The 17912-nt window shown below is 53.5% G+C and carries 18 protein-coding genes and 1 pseudogene; 8 read left to right on the plus strand and 11 right to left on the minus strand.

Features of this window, described 5'->3' with window-relative positions; all coding sequences use genetic code 11:
- Window positions 1–1328 (minus strand): MFS transporter (locus HP459_RS12415; protein WP_171936270.1); only part of this gene is annotated, 1328 nt, incomplete at its 3' end.
- 178 nt (window positions 1329–1506) lie between these two features.
- Here HP459_RS12415 and kdgR point away from each other — a divergent pair.
- Complete coding sequence (gene kdgR, locus HP459_RS12420; RefSeq protein WP_022648455.1) at window positions 1507–2298, plus strand: DNA-binding transcriptional regulator KdgR; 792 nt, start codon at window positions 1507–1509, stop codon at window positions 2296–2298.
- 63 nt (window positions 2299–2361) lie between these two features.
- Here the strand turns inward: kdgR and HP459_RS12425 are convergent, their stop codons facing one another.
- Window positions 2362–2601: a YobH family protein gene (locus HP459_RS12425; RefSeq protein ID WP_022648454.1), complete on the minus strand. Its 240-nt coding sequence runs from the start codon at window positions 2599–2601 to the stop codon at window positions 2362–2364.
- A gap of 160 nt (window positions 2602–2761) precedes the next feature.
- Between HP459_RS12425 and mgrB the strand changes: the two genes are divergently transcribed.
- From mgrB to rlmA, 6 genes and pseudogenes are all read left to right on the plus strand, one after another.
- The gene (gene mgrB / locus HP459_RS12430) at window positions 2762–2905 is read left to right on the plus strand and encodes a PhoP/PhoQ regulator MgrB (RefSeq protein WP_003859906.1); all 144 of its coding nucleotides are present in this window, start codon (window positions 2762–2764) and stop codon (window positions 2903–2905) included.
- 74 nt (window positions 2906–2979) lie between these two features.
- Entirely contained in the window at window positions 2980–3267 is a 288-nt protein-coding gene (locus HP459_RS12435; RefSeq protein ID WP_023300358.1) for a YebO family protein, read from the plus strand.
- Window positions 3268–3936: 669 nt separating this feature from the next.
- Window positions 3937–4081: pseudogene (locus tag HP459_RS12440) on the plus strand (DUF2627 domain-containing protein).
- A 12-nt stretch (window positions 4082–4093) separates the two neighbouring features.
- On the plus strand, window positions 4094–4303 hold the full coding sequence (gene cspE / locus HP459_RS12445; RefSeq protein WP_001062678.1) for a transcription antiterminator/RNA stability regulator CspE: 210 nt from the start codon (window positions 4094–4096) through the stop codon (window positions 4301–4303).
- Between the two features lie 216 nt (window positions 4304–4519).
- Window positions 4520–6265: a peptidoglycan glycosyltransferase FtsI gene (ftsI, locus tag HP459_RS12450; RefSeq protein ID WP_171936271.1), complete on the plus strand. Its 1746-nt coding sequence runs from the start codon at window positions 4520–4522 to the stop codon at window positions 6263–6265.
- Window positions 6266–6304: 39 nt separating this feature from the next.
- Window positions 6305–7120, plus strand: a complete 816-nt coding sequence (gene rlmA, locus HP459_RS12455; protein ID WP_063162947.1) for a 23S rRNA (guanine(745)-N(1))-methyltransferase — start codon at window positions 6305–6307, stop codon at window positions 7118–7120.
- Here the strand turns inward: rlmA and mntP are convergent.
- The 5 genes from mntP to manX all read right to left on the minus strand — a co-directional run bounded on the left by mntP (window position 7117) and on the right by manX (window position 11271).
- Window positions 7117–7683, minus strand: a complete 567-nt coding sequence (mntP, locus tag HP459_RS12460) for a manganese efflux pump MntP (protein ID WP_032622454.1) — start codon at window positions 7681–7683, stop codon at window positions 7117–7119. The genes rlmA and mntP overlap by 4 nt on opposite strands.
- A 400-nt stretch (window positions 7684–8083) precedes the next feature.
- Complete coding sequence (locus tag HP459_RS12465; protein ID WP_171936272.1) at window positions 8084–8542, minus strand: DUF986 family protein; 459 nt, start codon at window positions 8540–8542, stop codon at window positions 8084–8086.
- 54 nt (window positions 8543–8596) lie between these two features.
- Entirely contained in the window at window positions 8597–9448 is an 852-nt protein-coding gene (locus HP459_RS12470) for a PTS mannose transporter subunit IID (protein WP_006810994.1), read from the minus strand.
- 12 nt (window positions 9449–9460) lie between these two features.
- Window positions 9461–10261: a PTS mannose transporter subunit IIC gene (manY, locus tag HP459_RS12475; protein ID WP_022648448.1), complete on the minus strand. Its 801-nt coding sequence runs from the start codon at window positions 10259–10261 to the stop codon at window positions 9461–9463.
- 47 nt (window positions 10262–10308) lie between these two features.
- The gene (gene manX, locus HP459_RS12480; RefSeq protein WP_022651434.1) at window positions 10309–11271 is read right to left on the minus strand and encodes a PTS mannose transporter subunit IIAB; all 963 of its coding nucleotides are present in this window, start codon (window positions 11269–11271) and stop codon (window positions 10309–10311) included.
- 463 nt (window positions 11272–11734) lie between these two features.
- On the opposite strand from manX, the gene yoaE reads away from it, so the two are divergent.
- Window positions 11735–13294 carry a CNNM family cation transport protein YoaE gene (gene yoaE, locus HP459_RS12485; protein ID WP_023300354.1) on the plus strand — a complete coding sequence of 520 codons (1560 nt, stop codon included), beginning with the start codon at window positions 11735–11737 and terminating at the stop codon, window positions 13292–13294.
- Between the two features lie 6 nt (window positions 13295–13300).
- Here yoaE and HP459_RS12490 read toward each other — a convergent pair whose 3' ends face one another.
- From HP459_RS12490 to pabB, 4 genes are all read right to left on the minus strand, one after another.
- Window positions 13301–14899 (minus strand): EAL domain-containing protein, encoded by a 1599-nt coding sequence (locus tag HP459_RS12490; RefSeq protein WP_023300353.1) that lies wholly within the window; start codon window positions 14897–14899, stop codon window positions 13301–13303.
- Between the two features lie 130 nt (window positions 14900–15029).
- Window positions 15030–16394: an L-serine ammonia-lyase gene (gene sdaA, locus HP459_RS12495; RefSeq protein WP_022648444.1), complete on the minus strand. Its 1365-nt coding sequence runs from the start codon at window positions 16392–16394 to the stop codon at window positions 15030–15032.
- A 184-nt stretch (window positions 16395–16578) separates the two neighbouring features.
- Window positions 16579–17157 (minus strand): CoA pyrophosphatase, encoded by a 579-nt coding sequence (locus HP459_RS12500; RefSeq protein ID WP_022648443.1) that lies wholly within the window; start codon window positions 17155–17157, stop codon window positions 16579–16581.
- On the minus strand, window positions 17154–17912 hold a 759-nt coding region (pabB, locus tag HP459_RS12505; RefSeq protein WP_171936273.1), incomplete at its 5' end, for an aminodeoxychorismate synthase component I. The genes HP459_RS12500 and pabB, both read right to left, overlap by 4 nt.

The raw sequence follows: 17912 nt of genomic DNA on the forward strand, positions 1-17912 counted from the left end.
GCCGCGAGGGTCGCCAGTGTCCCTGCGGTAATCAGCGCAACGTGTGTCGCATTTTGCCCGGCAAGGTTAAACATCAACGCCACCATTGCGGCCCCGGTGCTCTGCCCTAACAGTCTTGCCGTACCCAGCATCCCGCTGGCACCACCGCTGCGATGACGTGGGGCAGAGGTGATAATTGTGTGGTTGTTAGGTGACTGGAACAGACCAAAACCTGCCCCGCACAGGATCATGCGCCAGATAATATCCAGATCCCCCGGCGAGGAGGGCAGGAGCGACAGCGCAAACAGTCCTGCTGCCATGACGATCAGCCCGATAGCCCCCAGCAGTCCGGCATGAACGCGCTCAATAAGGTACCCGGCCAGCGGGGCCATCACCATGGTTGCCAAAGGCCAGGGCGTGAGCAGCAAGCCTGTTTCCACTTCCGAACGGCCAAGCACGCTCTGCAAAAAGAATGGCAGCGCAACCAGCGCCAGCATCTGGGCGCAGAACGAGCAAATGGAGGTACAAATTGATAGCGAAAACAGCGGAATACGCAGCAAATCGACCGGCAGTAACGGCACGGGCAGCGCCAGCTGGCGTCGTACAAAGAAAAAGCCGATGATAAGCAGGGCAACGATTTCTGCGGCAATGAGCGACAAAGACTGTCCCTGCGCAAATCCGCTCAGCGCAGTAATCAGCAGGCCAAAGGTCAGCGCGTTCATCACAGCGCTGGGCAGGTCAAAACGTGGCATGGTGTTTTTCGGACCATTTTCCGGAAGATAGCGCAAGGCGAAGAAGATCGCCACAATGCCCAGCGGCACGTTAATGGCAAACAGCCACTGCCACGAGGCAACGGACAGAATGGCGGCGGCAATCGTCGGCCCGGCGGCGGACGACACGGCCACAATAAAGGAGTTAATGCCCATGCCGCGCCCCAGATGGCGATGAGGATAGATAAGCCGTATCAGGGCCGTGTTCACGCTCATTAGCGCCGCACCTCCAAAACCCTGTGCGATACGCGCAAGCGTAAGGGTGTGCAGTGAATCGGAAAGGGCACAGAAGAGCGAGGTGAGAGTAAAGACCACCAGCCCGCACTGATAAACCCGGCGATAACCAAACATATCGCCCAGGAAAGAGAGTGACAAAAGGGAAATCACAATCGCTATCTGGTACGCGTTCACAATCCAGATGGAGCTTGCCGGAGAAGCATTAAGGTCTTTGGCAATGGTAGGAAGAGCCACATTGGCAATCGCACCGTCAAGGACAGCCATCGAAATGCCGATGACAATAGTGGCAATTGCCCCGTACCGCAGGGGTAAGGGCAGGCCATCAGAAACGTTTTTTTGCATGGGAAAAGAATGACTCAGTGTGAAATTATTTTCAGAGTAACTATTTTAGCATCGTTATTTCGGTTTTATGTCGCAGATTTGTAACGAAGTAAACCCAGATAGATTGCAGCGCGCATCACACGAATTTATAATAAAAACCGGTTCTGATTTTTATAAAACACTCTCCATGAGGTGATAAATGGCAATCGCAGATTTGGATAAGCAGCCAGATTCTGTTTCTTCCGTGCTGAAGGTGTTTGGCATCTTGCAGGCGCTCGGAGAAGAGCGTGAAATTGGTATTACAGAGTTGTCGCAGCGTGTGATGATGTCGAAAAGCACCGTTTATCGCTTTTTGCAGACGATGAAATCATTGGGTTATGTCGCGCAGGAAGGAGAATCAGAAAAATATTCTCTGACCCTGAAATTGTTTGAATTGGGCGCCCGCGCCTTGCAGAACGTGGATCTGATCCGCAGCGCTGACATTCAGATGCGTGAACTTTCGCGGTTGACGAAAGAGACCATTCACCTCGGCGCACTGGATGAAGACAGCATCGTTTACATCCACAAAATTGACTCCATGTACAACCTGCGCATGTATTCACGCATCGGTCGTCGTAACCCGCTGTACAGTACCGCAATTGGTAAAGTCCTGCTGGCCTGGCGCGATCGTGAAGAGGTTAAGCAAATCCTTGACGGTGTGGAATACAAACGCAGCACCGATCGCACGATTACCAGTACGGATGAACTACTGAGCGTGCTGGATAAAGTGCGTGAGCAGGGTTATGGGGAAGATAACGAAGAGCAGGAAGAAGGGTTGCGCTGCATCGGTGTGCCGGTGTTTGACCGCTTCGGCGTTGTCATTGCGGGACTGAGCATCTCTTTCCCAACGCTGCGTTTCTCCGAAGAGCGTCTTCATGAGTATGTGGCAATTCTGCATACCGCAGCGCGCAAAATTTCAGAGCAAATGGGCTATAACGAATACCCGTTCTGATCAATGCCTCCAATAAAAACGCCGCACTCTTGCGGCGTTTTTGTAAGCGAAATTTAGCTCTGATTAGCCGTTATCCACCACAACAGATGATTTACGCAGCACAGGACAGTTGGTTAACCCGATGATCCCGCTGTCGGAATGGATGTACTGAGCCGTGCTTACCCCCTGGGCGGTGAGATATTTACACTGAATACCCAAACCCGCGGCATTCTCTTTGCTTCCCATTAATACGCCATACCCACTTAACAGCAGGCCGATCCACACAAGTGCCAGTACAATTATCGTACGAACGAGTAAACGCATCGATGCCTCTTTTTTCTTTGTTGTCATGGAGTAAGCGTAACGGGTTTACGCAGTGAAACAAGTGCACGATTCCGAAAAGCGTCTGTTGAAGGTACAGTTAGCCCCTGTTTAAGATAGCCGTGATAACCTGGCTACATCAGGTCATAAGACGGAGTGTAGAGTGAAAAAAATACGCTGGGTAATTCTGATTATAGTGCTGATAGCATGCGTGGTGCTGTGGACGCAGACTATCAATGTGATGTGCGATCAGGATGTACAGTTCTTTAGCGGCATTTGTTCAATCAATAAGTTTATCCCCTGGTAGTGGCTATTTTTGCACTGAGCGATGTCCTTACGTGGCTGCAGTGGTAAAATGACTGTTTTTACTGAGGTGGTGAAATGGGTGAGTTAATGAATTCGGGGCTGCTGAGCATTGCATCCCTGGTAATGTCTTTAGTGGTGCTGGTTGTTGGACTGGTGCTGTGGTTCTTCGTTAATCGCGCCAGCTCCCGCACAAACGAGCAGATTGAGCTGCTGGAAGCATTGCTCGATCAGCAGAAACGGCAGACTGCGTTGCTGCGTCGTCTGTGCGAAGCCAACGAGCCGGAGGAGAAAGCGGTGCCGAAGGAAGCTGATGCTCAAAAACAAGACGAGGAAGAGTTCATTCGCCTGGTGGCCGAACGATAGTCTGCCCGGAACGGGGAGGTGGCCTGACGTACGGCGTAAATTTCCTCCCTTATCAAATGTAACCCATAACATCCCAACATATAATTAAGCAGCAGTTAACTACTGTTTCAGTATACTGAAAACTGGCGAATATTTATCCTTAAACAAGTCATACCGTTTCGTTGAATAAATTGTGAGCTTTAACTTTCCTGAAGTGTTTTATTTTTATCGAAACGTTTTGCTTGCCTTGTTTTGAGGCAGAGTCATAAAAATTTCATTATTTTGGTGCAGAATAACGCTTATTAAATGTTGGATTTTAATACAGTTAGCAAAATGTATTTAACATCGTTTATTCACTGTCACCCTCTGGTGCATTGCGATGTTTTCAGCATAACTTTTCACAAAATGTTCTAACTCAGTCATTCCTCTAAAGAAAATCAGGGATTGGGATGGACGCTTTGAAATGATTGAGCTATGTTTAAAAAGTCTTTGATTACAGGGCGCGCCAGCGCACCCTGTGGGCGGTGAGGTCAGGTGGCGCTTCATTTGACAATTCGCATAACTGTGCAGATTGTTATGGAGTAACGCCTGAATTTGTGCGGCGGATCGAGACACGTTTAAAAATGGCTTGCCATATTAAACGTTGTGTGTGATAACACGTTTTGGGTCAAACGAGGTACAGTTCTGTTTATGTGTGGCATTTTCAGTAAAGAAGTCCTGAGTAAACACGTTGTCGTTGAATACCGCTTCTCTGCCGAACCTTATATTAGTGCCTCAAGCAGTAATGTCTCAGTTTTATCTATGTTAAAGCCTGCGGGCTAAGAAAACACTCTAAGGAATTTTGCAAATGGCAAAGATTAAAGGTCAAGTTAAGTGGTTCAACGAGTCTAAAGGTTTTGGTTTCATTACTCCTGCTGACGGCAGCAAAGACGTGTTCGTACACTTCTCTGCAATCCAGGGTAACGGCTTCAAAACTCTGGCTGAAGGCCAGAACGTTGAGTTCGAAATTCAGGACGGCCAGAAAGGCCCAGCTGCGGTTAACGTAACTGCTATCTGATCGAATCACTGCTGACTGAAGCGCTTAGCGCTTCGATCTCAGACATAAGCCTCGCCGATGCGGGGCTTTTTTATTCACTTATTTTTCAAAATGTTACGTATTCCTCCTCTGTTATTATCTTGTTGCAAACCCGCGAGATTATTAGCATTGTTTTCCCGCCTTATTATCCCTTTTTCCCGTTAAATCAGGACGTTGATTAACAGCCCTGGGGTTAAAGTGAAAAAAAAGACAATAACGGCCAACGGAAACTTTACACCGGCACGTTTTGCACTTCTGTGTCTCGCCATCTTTTGTAGCCTTGCTTTTCTGTTAGGCCGCGTGGCATGGCTACAAATTATCAAACCGGATAATCTGGTGAAGCAGGAGGATATGCGTTCCCTGCGCGAAGTGGCGATAGACGCCCCGCGTGGGATGATTGTTGACCGTGAAGGGCGTCCCCTTGCGGTAAGCGTACCTGTCCAGGCCGTCTGGGCCGATCCCAAAACTGTGCTTGATAAAGGGGGGATCGGCTTTGATTCGCGCTGGCAGGCCCTGGCAAATGCTTTACACCTTTCTCTGAGCACGCTCGCATCGCGAATAAACAGCAATCCGCACGGGCGATTCATTTATCTAGCTCGTCAGGTTGATCCCTCCCAGGCAAAGTGGATTGATAAGCTGCGTCTTCCCGGTATCAACCTACGCGATGAGTCCCGCCGCTTTTATCCTGCCGGACACGTGGCGGCAAACCTGATTGGCTTCACTAATATTGATGGTCAGGGTATTGAGGGCGTCGAGAAAAGCTTTAACACGCAGCTCACCGGGAAGGCAGGCGTGCGGCTGGTCAGGAAAGATCGCTACGGGCATGTGGTTGAGAATCTCACGGAGGTGGCGCCCGTACCGGCACATAATATCCAGCTTAGTATCGATGAACGCCTGCAAACTATCACCGAAGACGCGCTGGATAATGCCGTGGCGTGGAATAAAGCCGAGTCAGGCGCGTCGGTGCTGATTAATATCCAGACGGGCGAAATTCTGGCGATGGCGAGCTTCCCTGACTTCAACCCCAACAATCGGGAAGGGGCAACGCTGGATGACTTTCGTAATCGCGCTATCAGCGACACCTTTGAACCGGGTTCGACCATTAAGCCTCTGGTGCTGATGACGGCGCTACAGCAGGGGCTGGTGCAGCCTGACAGCGTGATAGACACGCATCCCTACACCATTGATGGCCATCGTATTCGCGATGTGGGCTACTACCCCGAGCTGACCATGACCGGGATCCTGCAAAAATCCAGCGACACGGGCGTATCCCGTCTTTCTCTCGCGATGCCCGTGCAACGGTTACTTGATACCTATAAAAACTTTGGTTTTGGCGAGAGTACCGGGCTTGGCTTAACGGGAGAAAGCTCAGGTTTACTGCCGCAGCGAAAATTCTGGAGTCAGTTAGACAGGGCGACCTTTGCCTTTGGGTATGGCCTGATGGTTACCCCCCTCCAGCTGGCGCATGTGTATGCCACCATCGGTAGCTATGGCATTGAACGGCCTCTGTCCATCACCCGTATCGATCCCCCCGTGATTGGCAAACGGGTGATGCCCGGGGAGATTGTTCACGAGGTGGAACACATGATGGAGAGCGTCGCGTTACCCGGCGGTGGCGGGATCAAAGCGGCGGTGCGTAACTATCGTGTGGCGATTAAAACCGGGACGGCCAAAAAAATCGATGAACACGGTAAGTATGTGGATAAATACGTCGCCTACACAGCAGGCGTTGCGCCCGCCAGCGATCCCCGTTTTGCACTGGTGGTGGTGATCAACGATCCGAAAAACGGAGCCTACTACGGCGGGGCCGTTTCCGCGCCCGTGTTCAGCGAAATTATGGGTAACGTCTTGCGCCTGGAAAACGTGAAGCCAGACGGGCTGCCGGCAGATTCTGACCATCTGATCGTGATGCGTCACCCAGCCGTTTATAACCCTGGCGAATAGCGGTACACTTCGCCTTTTGGTTTTCGCCCTGGAGCTGTCATGTCTTTCAGTTGTCCCCTTTGCCACGCGCCGCTGACGCGCGCGGAGAAAACGTTTATCTGTCCACTGGGACATCAGTTTGACCGGGCTAAAGAGGGCTATGTCAATCTTCTGCCGGTACAGCACAAGCGCTCCCGGGATCCGGGTGACAGCGCGGAGATGATGCAGGCGCGCCGGGCGTTTCTTGACGCCGGACACTATCAACCGCTCAGGGATACCGTTGTCGACTTACTCCGTCAATATCTGACAGAAGGCGCATCCGCCATGCTGGATATCGGCTGCGGCGAGGGCTACTACACCGCCACGTTTGCTGACGTCGCGGCTGGGAAGGGCGCCGAAACTTACGGGCTGGACGTGTCGAAAGTGGCTATCCGTGCAGCAGCAAAACGCTACTCAGCGGTAACGTTCTGCGTGGCCTCCAGCCACCGCCTGCCGTTTGAGGAAGCGAGTATGGACGCCGTGGTGCGTATCTATGCCCCGTGCAAGGCAGAGGAGCTGGCGCGCGTCGTTAAGCCCGGCGGGTGGGTTATCACCGTTACGCCGGGACCGCGTCATCTGCTGGAGCTAAAAGGGCTGATCTATGATGAAGTTCACCTGCATGCGCCGCACTCTGAACAGCTGGCGGGCTTCGCGTTAAAGCAGGCACAGTCAGTGGCGTATGAGATGACGTTGCAGGGAAGTGAAGCGGTGGCGTTACTGCAAATGACGCCGTTTGCGTGGCGGGCAAAACCAGAGGTGTGGGAAACGCTGGCAGCACAGACAGAATTTCGCTGCCAGACGGATTTCAGCATCCATTGCTGGCAGCGCGAAGATTAACCCGCGAAGTGTGCCCAGAGTATTTGGGCACCAATCCCGATCAACACGATACCGCCCAGAATTTCGGCGCGTTTGCCTAACAGCGGGCCAATGAACCGCCCCACCATCATCCCCAGCGTTGACATAATCAGCGTGGCGCAGCCAATCGCCAGCGCGGTGGCGATAATATTGACCTGCAAAAACGCCAGACCGACACCGACGGCCATTGCGTCCAGGCTGGTTGCGATAGCGGTTGTCACCAGAAGCCAGAAGCCGTGGCGTTGCAGCGGCGCATCATCTTCATCGCTGTTGCCACGAAAACCTTCAATTACCATGCGTCCGCCGAGGAACACCAGCAGCACGAAGGCGATCCAGTGGTTCCACTCCAGCACAAACTGGCTGGCGAGCATCCCCAGACCCCAGCCAATAAGCGGCGTCAGCGTTTCGATTGCGCCAAAGATGAGACCGGTGCGCAGGGCTTCGGAAAATTTAGGTTTATGGAGGGTGGCACCTTTACCGATAGAGGCGGCAAATGCGTCCATGGACATGCCAAAAGCCAGAAGGATCGTAGCGGAGATATTCATAAGTGCGTCCAGACCGGGGATATCCATATGACACATCACTGCCCCCAGTAAACAGCAGTTGATGTATCTATGGTCTCGCCTGATCGCTTTTGGCACAGTAAGTGTGCTGAAAACGATCCGTACGCGCCACGTTTTGCAACGAGTATGTTGACACGTACATTTCCTGCAGGCAGGAAATCGGCTACTCCCCAACGACGGGCGCAACCTTAACATATTTTGAGAATATAAAACAACAACGAAGATGGCTTTATATAGCCACTATATTGATAACGATTTTCATTTAGGTTTATGCGTAAATGTATCGTTAATAAATATAAGTTAATTCGCAGGGGAGATATAGCATCGGCTATATTGCTGGTTTGAGAATAATACAATACATAGCCGATGCTATAAAATTAATTCATTGAATTTTAAGGAGTAATTTGTAGATTCTTTCCAGGTCGTCAATATTTTTGACGCGAATGAGCAGGCGGCGTTGTTCTAATTGCATCACCAGAACTCCGTCTTCGGATAAATTCATCTCTTTAATGCGGTTATATTCTATCCAGACATTGGCGAAGAAGAATCCGTGTTTTTTAAAAATGAGTTTTGGCGAGCGGATCCAGAACAGGTAAATCGCCATTAATGCCAGCGCACATAATAACCATGTGGTTAATATTGCGCCGTGGCTGGTCACATTATTGTAAATCAGAATGACTACCAGACCGGCGAAGATAAACGCATCAATGCGCCCACGGCGTAAGAGGGGAAGGGTCAGCAGCGTCTCGCCGTGGCGGCGAGGCATAATGAACTCGTCATAGATCGCGTAAGCCAGAAGGGCAACAATAAATAAAACCAGTACGGTGTCCGTGACAGTCATTCATCCTCCAGATAAAAAGACCGGGGGCAAGCCCCCGGTCGGTAACGCATTTTATTACAGACCCAGCAGGCCGACGGCGTAGCCCGCGATACCGATGACGAAGAAGCCAACGATGATCCACAGCGGGTTCACTTTCTTACGCAGCAGCCACATACAGGCGAAGGTTAACAGCAGCGGTACCAGGCCAGGCATCAGCTGGTCCAGAATGGTCTGCACGGTGGTGACGCGCGTCTGACCATCCTGACCGGTGATCGTCGATACCACCAGCGGGATGTTCACGTGCGTCCACTTGTTAACCAAAGCCCCCATTACAAACAGGCCGAGGATTGACGCCCCCTCAGTCAGTTTTTGCAGGAAGCCGCCGCCCATATCCTTAACGATATCCACCCCTTTACGGTAACCATACGCCACGCCGTAGTAGCGGGTCAGCAGACGCACCGCGTTGAACAGGATAAAGAACAGCAGGGGACCAAGCAGACTGCCGCTCATGGCGATCCCGGCGCCCAGTGCCGCAAAGACCGGACGCACGGTACCCCAGAAGATCGGGTCGCCCACGCCTGCCAGCGGCCCCATCAGACCGACTTTAATACCGTTGATAGCACCATCGTCGATCTCAGCCCCGTTTGCACGCTGCTCTTCCATCGCCAGCGTTACGCCCAGAACAGGCGCCGCTACGTAAGGGTGAGTGTTGAAGAATTCCAGGTGACGCTTAATTGCCTGACGGCGTGCTTCGTTGTTTTCCGGATACAGGCGTTTGATTGCCGGCACCATGGAGAAGCAGAAGCCGAGCGCCTGCATACGTTCGAAGTTCCATGAACCCTGAAACAGGTTAGAACGGATGAACACGCCACGAATATCACCCGGAGTGAGTTTTTTCTCAGTGGTAGTTTTTGTCATATCAACCATTTCGCTCACCTGTTAGTCCAGTTCGTTATCGAGATCGTTGTTACCAGCAGCCTGCGCAGGGGCACCCGCGACACGGTTGTATTTCGGGCTGAGCTGGATATAAAGAATCGCCATCACCGCACCAATCACACCCAGCGCAACCAGGTTGAAGTTGGTGAATGCAGCGGTAACGAAGCCAAGGTAGAAGAACGGCATCAGATAGCCTGCGCGCATCATGTTGATGACCATCGCGTAACCTACGACCACAATCATACCGCCCGCGATATTCAGACCGCCGGTGACCACTTCTGGTATGGCGTTCAGCATACTTTGAACTTCACTGGTCCCAACGGAAATCGCCACGATAACGGCCGGAATAGCGATACGCATCGCCTGCAGGAACAGGGACGAGACGTGGATCCAGGAGAGCGCTGTCAGGTTGCCGTTATCGGCCGCCTTATCCGCCGCGTGCTGGAAGGCAACGGTGATGGTACGAACAATGATGGTCAGCACCTGGCCTGCCGCGGCCAGTGGAATGGCCAGCGCGATACCGGCACCGATACTCTGATGACCGGCGATAACCAGAACGGTCGAAATAATGGACGCCAGCGCGGCATCTGGCGCAACTGCCGCACCGATGTTCATCCAGCCGAGGGCGATCATTTCCAGGGTACCACCGATGATGATACCGGTTTTCATGTCACCGAGAACGGCGCCAATCAACGTACAGGCCACCAGAGGGCGGTGGAACTGAAATTCATCAAGTACGGACTCCATACCCGCAATACACGCGACGATGAACACCAGCACAATCTGAAGAGTAGTAATCTCCATTGCACTTCTCCTATTACATAAGCTCTATATGAAAAACCGGCCCGGGCTTATTTCCCCACTTTGCCGATCAAATCCATCATTTTCAGTTTCTGATCCGTGGAAACCTTACGGGCTTCCAGCTCGATACCGCGTGCATTCAGCTTGTTGAAGGCCTCGATATCTTTCGCATCCACTGAAATCGCGTTGTTGACCTGCGTTTTGCCCTGACGGAAAGCCATACCGCCAATGTTAACGGAGGTGATTTTCACGCCGCCTTCAACAATGCGTTCAACGTCTGTCGGGTTGGTGAACAGAAGCATCACGCGTTCGCCCGCATATTTCGGGTTGTTGTAAACGCGGATCATTTTGGCGACATCCACGACGTGCGCGGTGACGCCCGGCGGTGCAACCTGGGTAAGAAGGGTTTTACGGACAGTGTCGGCGGCCACTTCGTCACTGACCACGATGATGCGTTGTACGTTGGTCTCTTTGGTCCAGCGCGTCGCCACCTGGCCGTGGATCAGACGGTCATCAATACGCGCAAGGCCGATAACCATGTAATCGTTCGGACCCATTGGCTTCGCCGGTGCCGCGGCTTTTGGTGCAGCAGGGGCAGGGGCAGGTTTTTCAACCGGCTGTGCTTTCAGCGCCTTCACGCCTTCGCGACCGGTTTCCACCGCCAGCGCCACCAGCTCGTCAAAGCCTGGGTTGTCGTCACGCGCCATGAAGGTTTCCACCAACATTGGGATATTTACCCCGGCGACAACTTCATAATGCTCTTTATCGACGACAATGCGGCTGGCAGCGTTGAACGGGCTGCCGCCCCATGTATCCACGAGAAACAGCACGCCTTTGCTGGTATCCAGCTTCTCAAGCTGAGCAGTGTACTTTTCAATCAGCGTCTCGGCGTTTTCACCGGGAACGAAATCGATCCAGCCGACGTTTTCCTGCTCGCCCAACAGCATTTCTGCCGTTTTGAGTAACTGCTCCGCAGCCCAACCATGTGTGCCTATGACAATAGCAATGGTCACTTGCTACCTCCTATTATTATCATTTATACGTCTGCCAGGCAGGCGTACTGAGAATCGTATTGGCGAACCGAATCGATTCAGATAAGGGTTAGAGTTCTAAAAAACCAAGACTTCCGCGAATTATTTTAGATAGTGAAAAAATAATTTATGTGATGAAGATCCGTAATTTAGCTACGCCTTACAGATTTTTCTGTAAGATAAACCACGTGTGTTACAGAAGTTTGCAAAGGAACGTAAATCTTTGCTAAAAACCCATTGTCTCTGATATGTTTAGCGTCCGTTTAATTATTCAGGAGTATAGGGCTACAGCCCACTATATGGACCGTCACCGACGTCAGTCATCTTCCAGGCCATCCCGCGCCTTATTCACCGGCGACCTTCGCCACGCATCGACCCCCATTCCCTTTGAAATGCCCGAAATTAGCGGGGCACCGTTTTGTCATTCCTTTAGCAGGAGCGTGTCATGGAATTCTTAATGGACCCGTCAATCTGGGTAGGCTTGCTTACGCTGGTCGTGCTGGAGATCGTTCTCGGTATTGATAACCTGGTGTTTATTGCCATCCTTGCGGATAAGCTGCCGCCGAAACAGCGTGATAAAGCCCGTCTGATCGGCCTCTCGCTGGCGCTGATCATGCGACTGGGCCTGCTGTCCGTGATCTCGTGGATGGTTACGCTGACTAAGCCTCTGTTCACCGTCATGGATTTCACCTTCTCCGGCCGTGATTTAATCATGCTGGTGGGGGGGCTTTTCCTGCTGTTCAAAGCTACAACAGAGCTGCATGAACGGCTGGAGAACCGGCAGCATGATGATGGCCACGGTAAGGGGTATGCCAGCTTCTGGGTGGTGGTCCTGCAGATTGTGGTGCTTGATGCGGTCTTCTCACTGGATGCGGTGATTACAGCGGTTGGCATGGTGAACCATCTGCCGGTGATGATGGCGGCGGTTGTGATTGCGATGGCGGTAATGCTGCTGGCGTCGAAACCGCTGACGCGTTTCGTCAACCAACATCCGACGGTCGTCGTGCTGTGTCTGAGTTTCCTGTTGATGATTGGTCTGAGCCTGGTGGCAGAAGGTTTTGGTTTCCATATACCGAAAGGCTACCTGTACGCCGCGATTGGCTTCTCGATTCTGATCGAGCTGTTTAACCAGATTGCGCGCCGTAACTTCATTAAGCAGCAGTCGAATCAGCCGCTGCGCGCGCGTACCGCCGATGCGATCCTGCGCCTGATGGGCGGGCGTCGTCAGGTGAACGTGCAGGCGGATAACGAGAACCGTAACCCGGTTCCGGTGCCGGAAGGCGCGTTTGTGGAAGAAGAACGCTACATGATCAACGGCGTGCTTTCGCTGGCCTCCCGCTCCCTGCGCGGCATTATGACGCCGCGCGGTGAAATCAGCTGGGTGGACGCCAACCTGAGCGTCGACGAAATTCGCCAGCAGCTGCTCTCCTCGCCGCACAGCCTGTTCCCGGTCTGTCGGGGCGAGCTGGATGAGATCATCGGTGTGGTGCGCGCGAAAGAGATGCTCGTGGCGCTGGAAGAGGGCGTCAACGTCGAGGCCGTAGCGGCCGCGTCGCCTGCCATCGTGGTGCCGGAGACGCTGGATCCGATTAACCTGCTGGGCGTGTTGCGTCGTGCTCGCGGGAGCTTTGTTATCGTCACCAACGAATTTGGTGTGGTACAAGGTCTGGTAACGCCGCTGGACGTGCTGGAAGCCATTGCCGGTGAATTCCCTGATGCGGATGAAACGCCAGAAATCGTTGCCGACGGTGACGGCTGGCTGGTGAAAGGCACCACCGACCTGCACGCGCTCTCGCACACGCTGGGCGTCGAAAACGTGGTCAATGACGATGAAGACATCGCCACGGTAGCGGGGCTGGTGATTGCCGTTAACGGGCAGATCCCGCGTATCGGTGATGTGCTTGAGCTGCCGCCGCTGCAAATTACCATCGTTGAAGCCAACGACTATCGCGTTGATATGGTTCGTATTGTTAAAGAGCACTCTGTACACGACGAAGAAGAGTAACGCTATCTAGCGTAACGGCAATAAAGGCACGATGTGTCCGTTGTGACGGGCTGGCGGAGGGTTACTTTCCGCCAGCCATTTCGGAAACTCCCGCAGCGGCATCGGCCGCGCATACAAGTACCCCTGTAAAATATGTACGCTGTGGCGGCGCAAATAGCGTGACTGCTCCTCGGTTTCAACCCCTTCTGCAACCAGTTCAATATTCAACCGCTGGCCCAGCGCAATAATAATATCCGTTACCGTTGAGTTCACGGCGTCGGTGCCGATCGCGGTGGTGAAGGATTTATCAATTTTCAGCACGTCCGGGTGAAGTTTTTCAAGCCACGAAAGAGAACTATTGCCCGTACCAAAATCATCAATCGCAAGCTTCACCCCTTTGCGATGCAGCTCCCGCACGATGCGGTAATCCACATCGAGCAACGCATCGCGTTCGGTTAACTCTACAATCAACTTTTGAACAGGGTTCGCCTTAAACCAGATGCGGTTAAGATCCCGGATCAGCGCAGCGCGGCGAAAATGGCTGGCGGCCACGTTGATGCCAATATGGAAATCCCGTGAGGCCGGGAAAAAGCCTATCTGCCGCACCGTTTCGCTGATGACGTAGCGCGTAAGCGGAACAATCAGGCTATGTTCTTCAGCCAGGGGGATAAAGACATCGGGAGAAATCCAGCCCTGACGCGGGTTGTTCCAGCGCAGGAGGATCTCGACGCCAACGCATTCCCGGGTGCGGGCGTTTACCAGCGGCTGGCAGAAGAGTTCAAACTCCCGGGCAGCAATCCCCATATTAATTTCCCAGGTGAAACTTATGCGTCGCGCCGTGGCAAGCCAGGCGATATAGCCCATCAGTAAACTGAGCATCAACGCCAGCGGTAGCTGGGTAGGCAGATTTTTCAATGCCATTTGGCCTGCCCCAGGGCCGCTGACCGTGACGCTGAAAGGGTAGTGCTGTGAAGACTGTTCCAGCAGGGAGGCGTGTTCATCGAAGGTCGGCGTATTCGTCACCTGCTGCCCGTCGCGGAGAAAATTATCGCCTACTCTCAGGACCACGTCGGTGATTTGTGGCCGCTGTGGCTCCAGAATCATTTTGGTGATGAGATCGATATTCACTACCTCCATCAACCCGTCACTGCCGTCGCCCGCAAGGGGTGACCACTGAATCAGTACCGGACTACCCTTTAACAGCCACCGATCGGTCAACAAGATCAGCCTGGGTTCACTGGACGGAAGCATCGGCTCAATGTCACTGACGGGCATATTTCGGCTGCCAAATACGCTCGAGCAATACAGTATTCCGTCTTTGACGAGGGCGATGGAGCGCACGGTCTGGAGGATCGCCGCCTGTTTTCGCAGAATCGGATTCGCTTCAGCGCAGGGCATATCAACCAGAAAACGTAGAGTTTCACGCTGGGTTTCTAACGCAAGAAGCACCTTATCAAGCGCACGCACGGTATGGTGAGTAAAGTCGTGGATCCGATCCTGATTAATGTTGCGCTGTGAAATAAAGCGAATGCCCAGCGTCAGGACGAGCGTAACGAGCGCAACCGTAACACAGACGATAACGCGTTTTCGGCGATAGTCTTTAATGATCGTTTGTGCAGTTTGCATGAACGGTCGCCTGATAAGCACCGGCCGGAAAAGCCAGACGCAACAGTGACAGTGTAGTGGGGAATACGTGAAGCGACGAGAGGCGGTGGGAAAATTCGCCCATCTGTTGCAGATGGGCGAAAAGGAAGGTTTAGTCGCACTGCACCTTAATGGCCAGACCGCCGCGCGAAGTCTCACGGTACTTCGCGTTCATGTCCTTGCCGGTTTCGTACATGGTTTCAATAACCTTATCCAGTGACACGCGTGGCTCGCTGGTACGGCGCATCGCCATACGCGAGGCGTTGATCGCTTTGACGGAGGCGATGGCGTTACGCTCAATGCACGGTACCTGCACCTGGCCGGCAACCGGGTCACAGGTCAGACCGAGGTTGTGCTCCATGCCGATTTCCGCCGCCACGCACACCTGCTCAGGGCTTGCGCCCAGCAGTTCCGCCAGACCGGCCGCCGCCATAGAGCAGGCCACGCCCACTTCACCCTGACAGCCTACTTCGGCACCGGAGATGGAGGCATTCATCTTGTACAGCGCGCCGATAGCGCCTGCCGCGAGGAAATAACGGATATAGATCTCCGGTGTCACGGGCTCAATAAAGTGATCGTAGTAGGCCAGCACCGCCGGAACGATACCGCACGCGCCGTTGGTTGGCGCCGTCACCACGCGACCACCCGCTGCGTTCTCTTCGTTAACCGCCAGCGCAAACATGTTCACCCAGTCAACCACATTCATTGGATCATTGGAGAATTTGTCGGTGGTGACCAGCATACGGCGAAGCGCAGAGGCACGACGTGGCACACGCAGTGGCCCAGGCAGAACCCCCTCGGTGTTCATCCCGCGGTCAATACAGGCGCGCATGGTTTGCCACACGTTAGCAAAATAGTCTTCGATCTCTTTCTTGCTGTGCAGCGCCAGTTCGTTCTGCATCACCATGCCGGAGAGGGAGAGACCGGTCTCTTTGCAATAGGCCAACATCTCGGTGGCAGATTTAAACGGATAGGGCACATTCACATCGCCCGCGCTCTCTTTGCCAAAGTGTTCTTCGTCAACGATAAAGCCGCCGCCGATGGAGTAGTAGGTTTTACTGTAGATCTCTTTTTCGCCGCTCCAGGCGTGGATGGTCATACCGTTTTCATGCAGCGGCAGGTTGTCGCTACGAAAACGCATCCCGTCATCCTGCGGGAAGTCCACTTCGTGCTGACCGTTAGCCAGCAGCAGACGACCGCGCGTTTCCACGTCGCGGATAAATGCCGGAATGGCATCAATATCAACTGTGTCCGGCATATTGCCCGCCAGACCCATAATAATGGCGATATCGGTGTGGTGGCCTTTACCCGTTAATGACAGTGAACCGTAAACGTCTACGGCGACACGGGTAACGCTTTCCAGTAATCCTTTTTCGACCAGATCATCGACGAACTGTTTACCGGCCTTCATCGGCCCTACAGTGTGGGAAGAAGATGGACCAATCCCCACTTTGAACATGTCGAATATACTAATCACTTTCACACTCCTGACAGGGTTACTGGGGTTCCAGTAACGATGTTATAACTGCGCATAGTGTAAGAGGGAACACTAACCTCGGCTTAACTATTCACATGAATTAAACTAATGGTTAACGATGGTTTAGCTAATAGCGCGACGCCGATCGCAAACCTGCCAGAAAAGGGTGGAATGTAAAGTATAGTCAAGGCTTCAGGCCGATTTGTAGCGCAAGCTCACGAATGATGCCTGCCGTCATGCCCCAGACAAAATAATGCTGATACCACGACAGCCAGACCCGATGATCGTGCCCGCGGCGGTGAATATCCAGAGGATGATAGCGGCCCAGACGAAGGGCCTCTTCAAGCGGCATTTCGAACACCGCTGAAACTTCATCGACGCTGGCGTGATACTGAAGATCGGGCGGAATAATGCCGACGACCGGCGTGACCTGAAAACCGGTTACGCTGTCCACTGGCGGCAGCACGCCAATTACCTCGACCGCCTCCGGGGGGATCGCCACCTCCTCATGCGCTTCGCGCAGCGCGGCGGCAATCAGGGAAGCATCGGTGCTGTCCACCGCGCCGCCCGGAAACGCAACCTGACCGGCGTGTTTTCGCATATGCGGTGAGCGCTGGGTAAGCAACAGACCCGGCTGTTCACGACGCACGACCGGGATCAGTACCGCCGCCTGACGTTGATTCAGCGCGGCGCGGTTAACCTGGGGCCGCAGAAGCTGAAAGCGCGACAGAAAATCATCCAGCGTCAGGTTGTCTTTCTTCACCGTGAGTTCTCCAGTTGTTTCAGGATACGATTCACTTTATCAAAGGTTTCCTGATATTCCGCTCCGGCCTGGCTGTCGGCCACAATGCCGCCGCCTGCGGAACAGTACAGGTTACCGCCGCAGGCCGTCAGGGTGCGAATAGTGATGCTGGTATCCATGGTTCCGCACAGGCTCACATAGCCGATGCTGCCGCACCAGGCGTTGCGGCGATGCGGTTCCAGTTCGTCGATGATCTCCATCGCGCGGACCTTCGGCGCGCCGGTGATGGAGCCGCCCGGAAACGCGGCGCGGAGCAGATCGCAGGCGGTCCGCGAGGCCGGCAGGCGTGCAGTGATAGTACTGACCAGATGATGTACCGCCGGGAAAGGCTCCACAACGAACAGCTCCGGCACGCGCACGCTGCCCGGCTCGGCGACGCGGCCAATATCATTGCGCATCAGATCGACAATCATCAGGTTTTCAGCGCGATCTTTCGGCGAGGCCGCCAGCGTCTCCGCCTGCTGGCGGTCGGCGTTAGCATCGGCAAGGCGCGGCAGGGTGCCCTTGATCGGGCGGGTCTGAATAATACCGTCAGCCAGATGAATAAAACGCTCAGGCGAAAGGCTGAGGATGGCGCCGTGTTCAAGGCGTAAAAATGCGCTAAACGGGGCCTTATTGCTGGCATTGAGGCGGGTAAATGCCTGCCATTCGTCTCCCCGGTACGCCGCCTGGAAACGCTGGGCAAGGTTGACCTGATAACAGTCGCCGCTGTGAAG

This window comes from Enterobacter sp. CM29 (assembly GCF_013179605.1).
In the GTDB taxonomy this organism is placed as follows: Bacteria; Pseudomonadota; Gammaproteobacteria; order Enterobacterales; family Enterobacteriaceae; genus Enterobacter; species Enterobacter intestinihominis.

Excerpts from the sequence above, each read along its gene's own strand:
- kdgR (WP_022648455.1), top strand. The coding sequence starts at position 1,507 with ATGGCAATCGCAGATTTGGATAAGCAGCCAGATTCTGTTTCTTCCGTG.
- HP459_RS12425 (WP_022648454.1), bottom strand. The coding sequence starts at position 2,601 with ATGCGTTTACTCGTTCGTACGATAATTGTACTGGCACTTGTGTGGATC.
- HP459_RS12435 (WP_023300358.1), top strand. The coding sequence starts at position 2,980 with ATGGGTGAGTTAATGAATTCGGGGCTGCTGAGCATTGCATCCCTGGTA.
- cspE (WP_001062678.1), top strand. The coding sequence starts at position 4,094 with ATGGCAAAGATTAAAGGTCAAGTTAAGTGGTTCAACGAGTCTAAAGGT.
- rlmA (WP_063162947.1), top strand. The coding sequence starts at position 6,305 with ATGTCTTTCAGTTGTCCCCTTTGCCACGCGCCGCTGACGCGCGCGGAG.
- mntP (WP_032622454.1), bottom strand. The coding sequence starts at position 7,683 with ATGAATATCTCCGCTACGATCCTTCTGGCTTTTGGCATGTCCATGGAC.
- HP459_RS12465 (WP_171936272.1), bottom strand. The coding sequence starts at position 8,542 with ATGACTGTCACGGACACCGTACTGGTTTTATTTATTGTTGCCCTTCTG.
- HP459_RS12470 (WP_006810994.1), bottom strand. The coding sequence starts at position 9,448 with ATGGTTGATATGACAAAAACTACCACTGAGAAAAAACTCACTCCGGGT.
- manY (WP_022648448.1), bottom strand. The coding sequence starts at position 10,261 with ATGGAGATTACTACTCTTCAGATTGTGCTGGTGTTCATCGTCGCGTGT.
- yoaE (WP_023300354.1), top strand. The coding sequence starts at position 11,735 with ATGGAATTCTTAATGGACCCGTCAATCTGGGTAGGCTTGCTTACGCTG.
- HP459_RS12490 (WP_023300353.1), bottom strand. The coding sequence starts at position 14,899 with ATGCAAACTGCACAAACGATCATTAAAGACTATCGCCGAAAACGCGTT.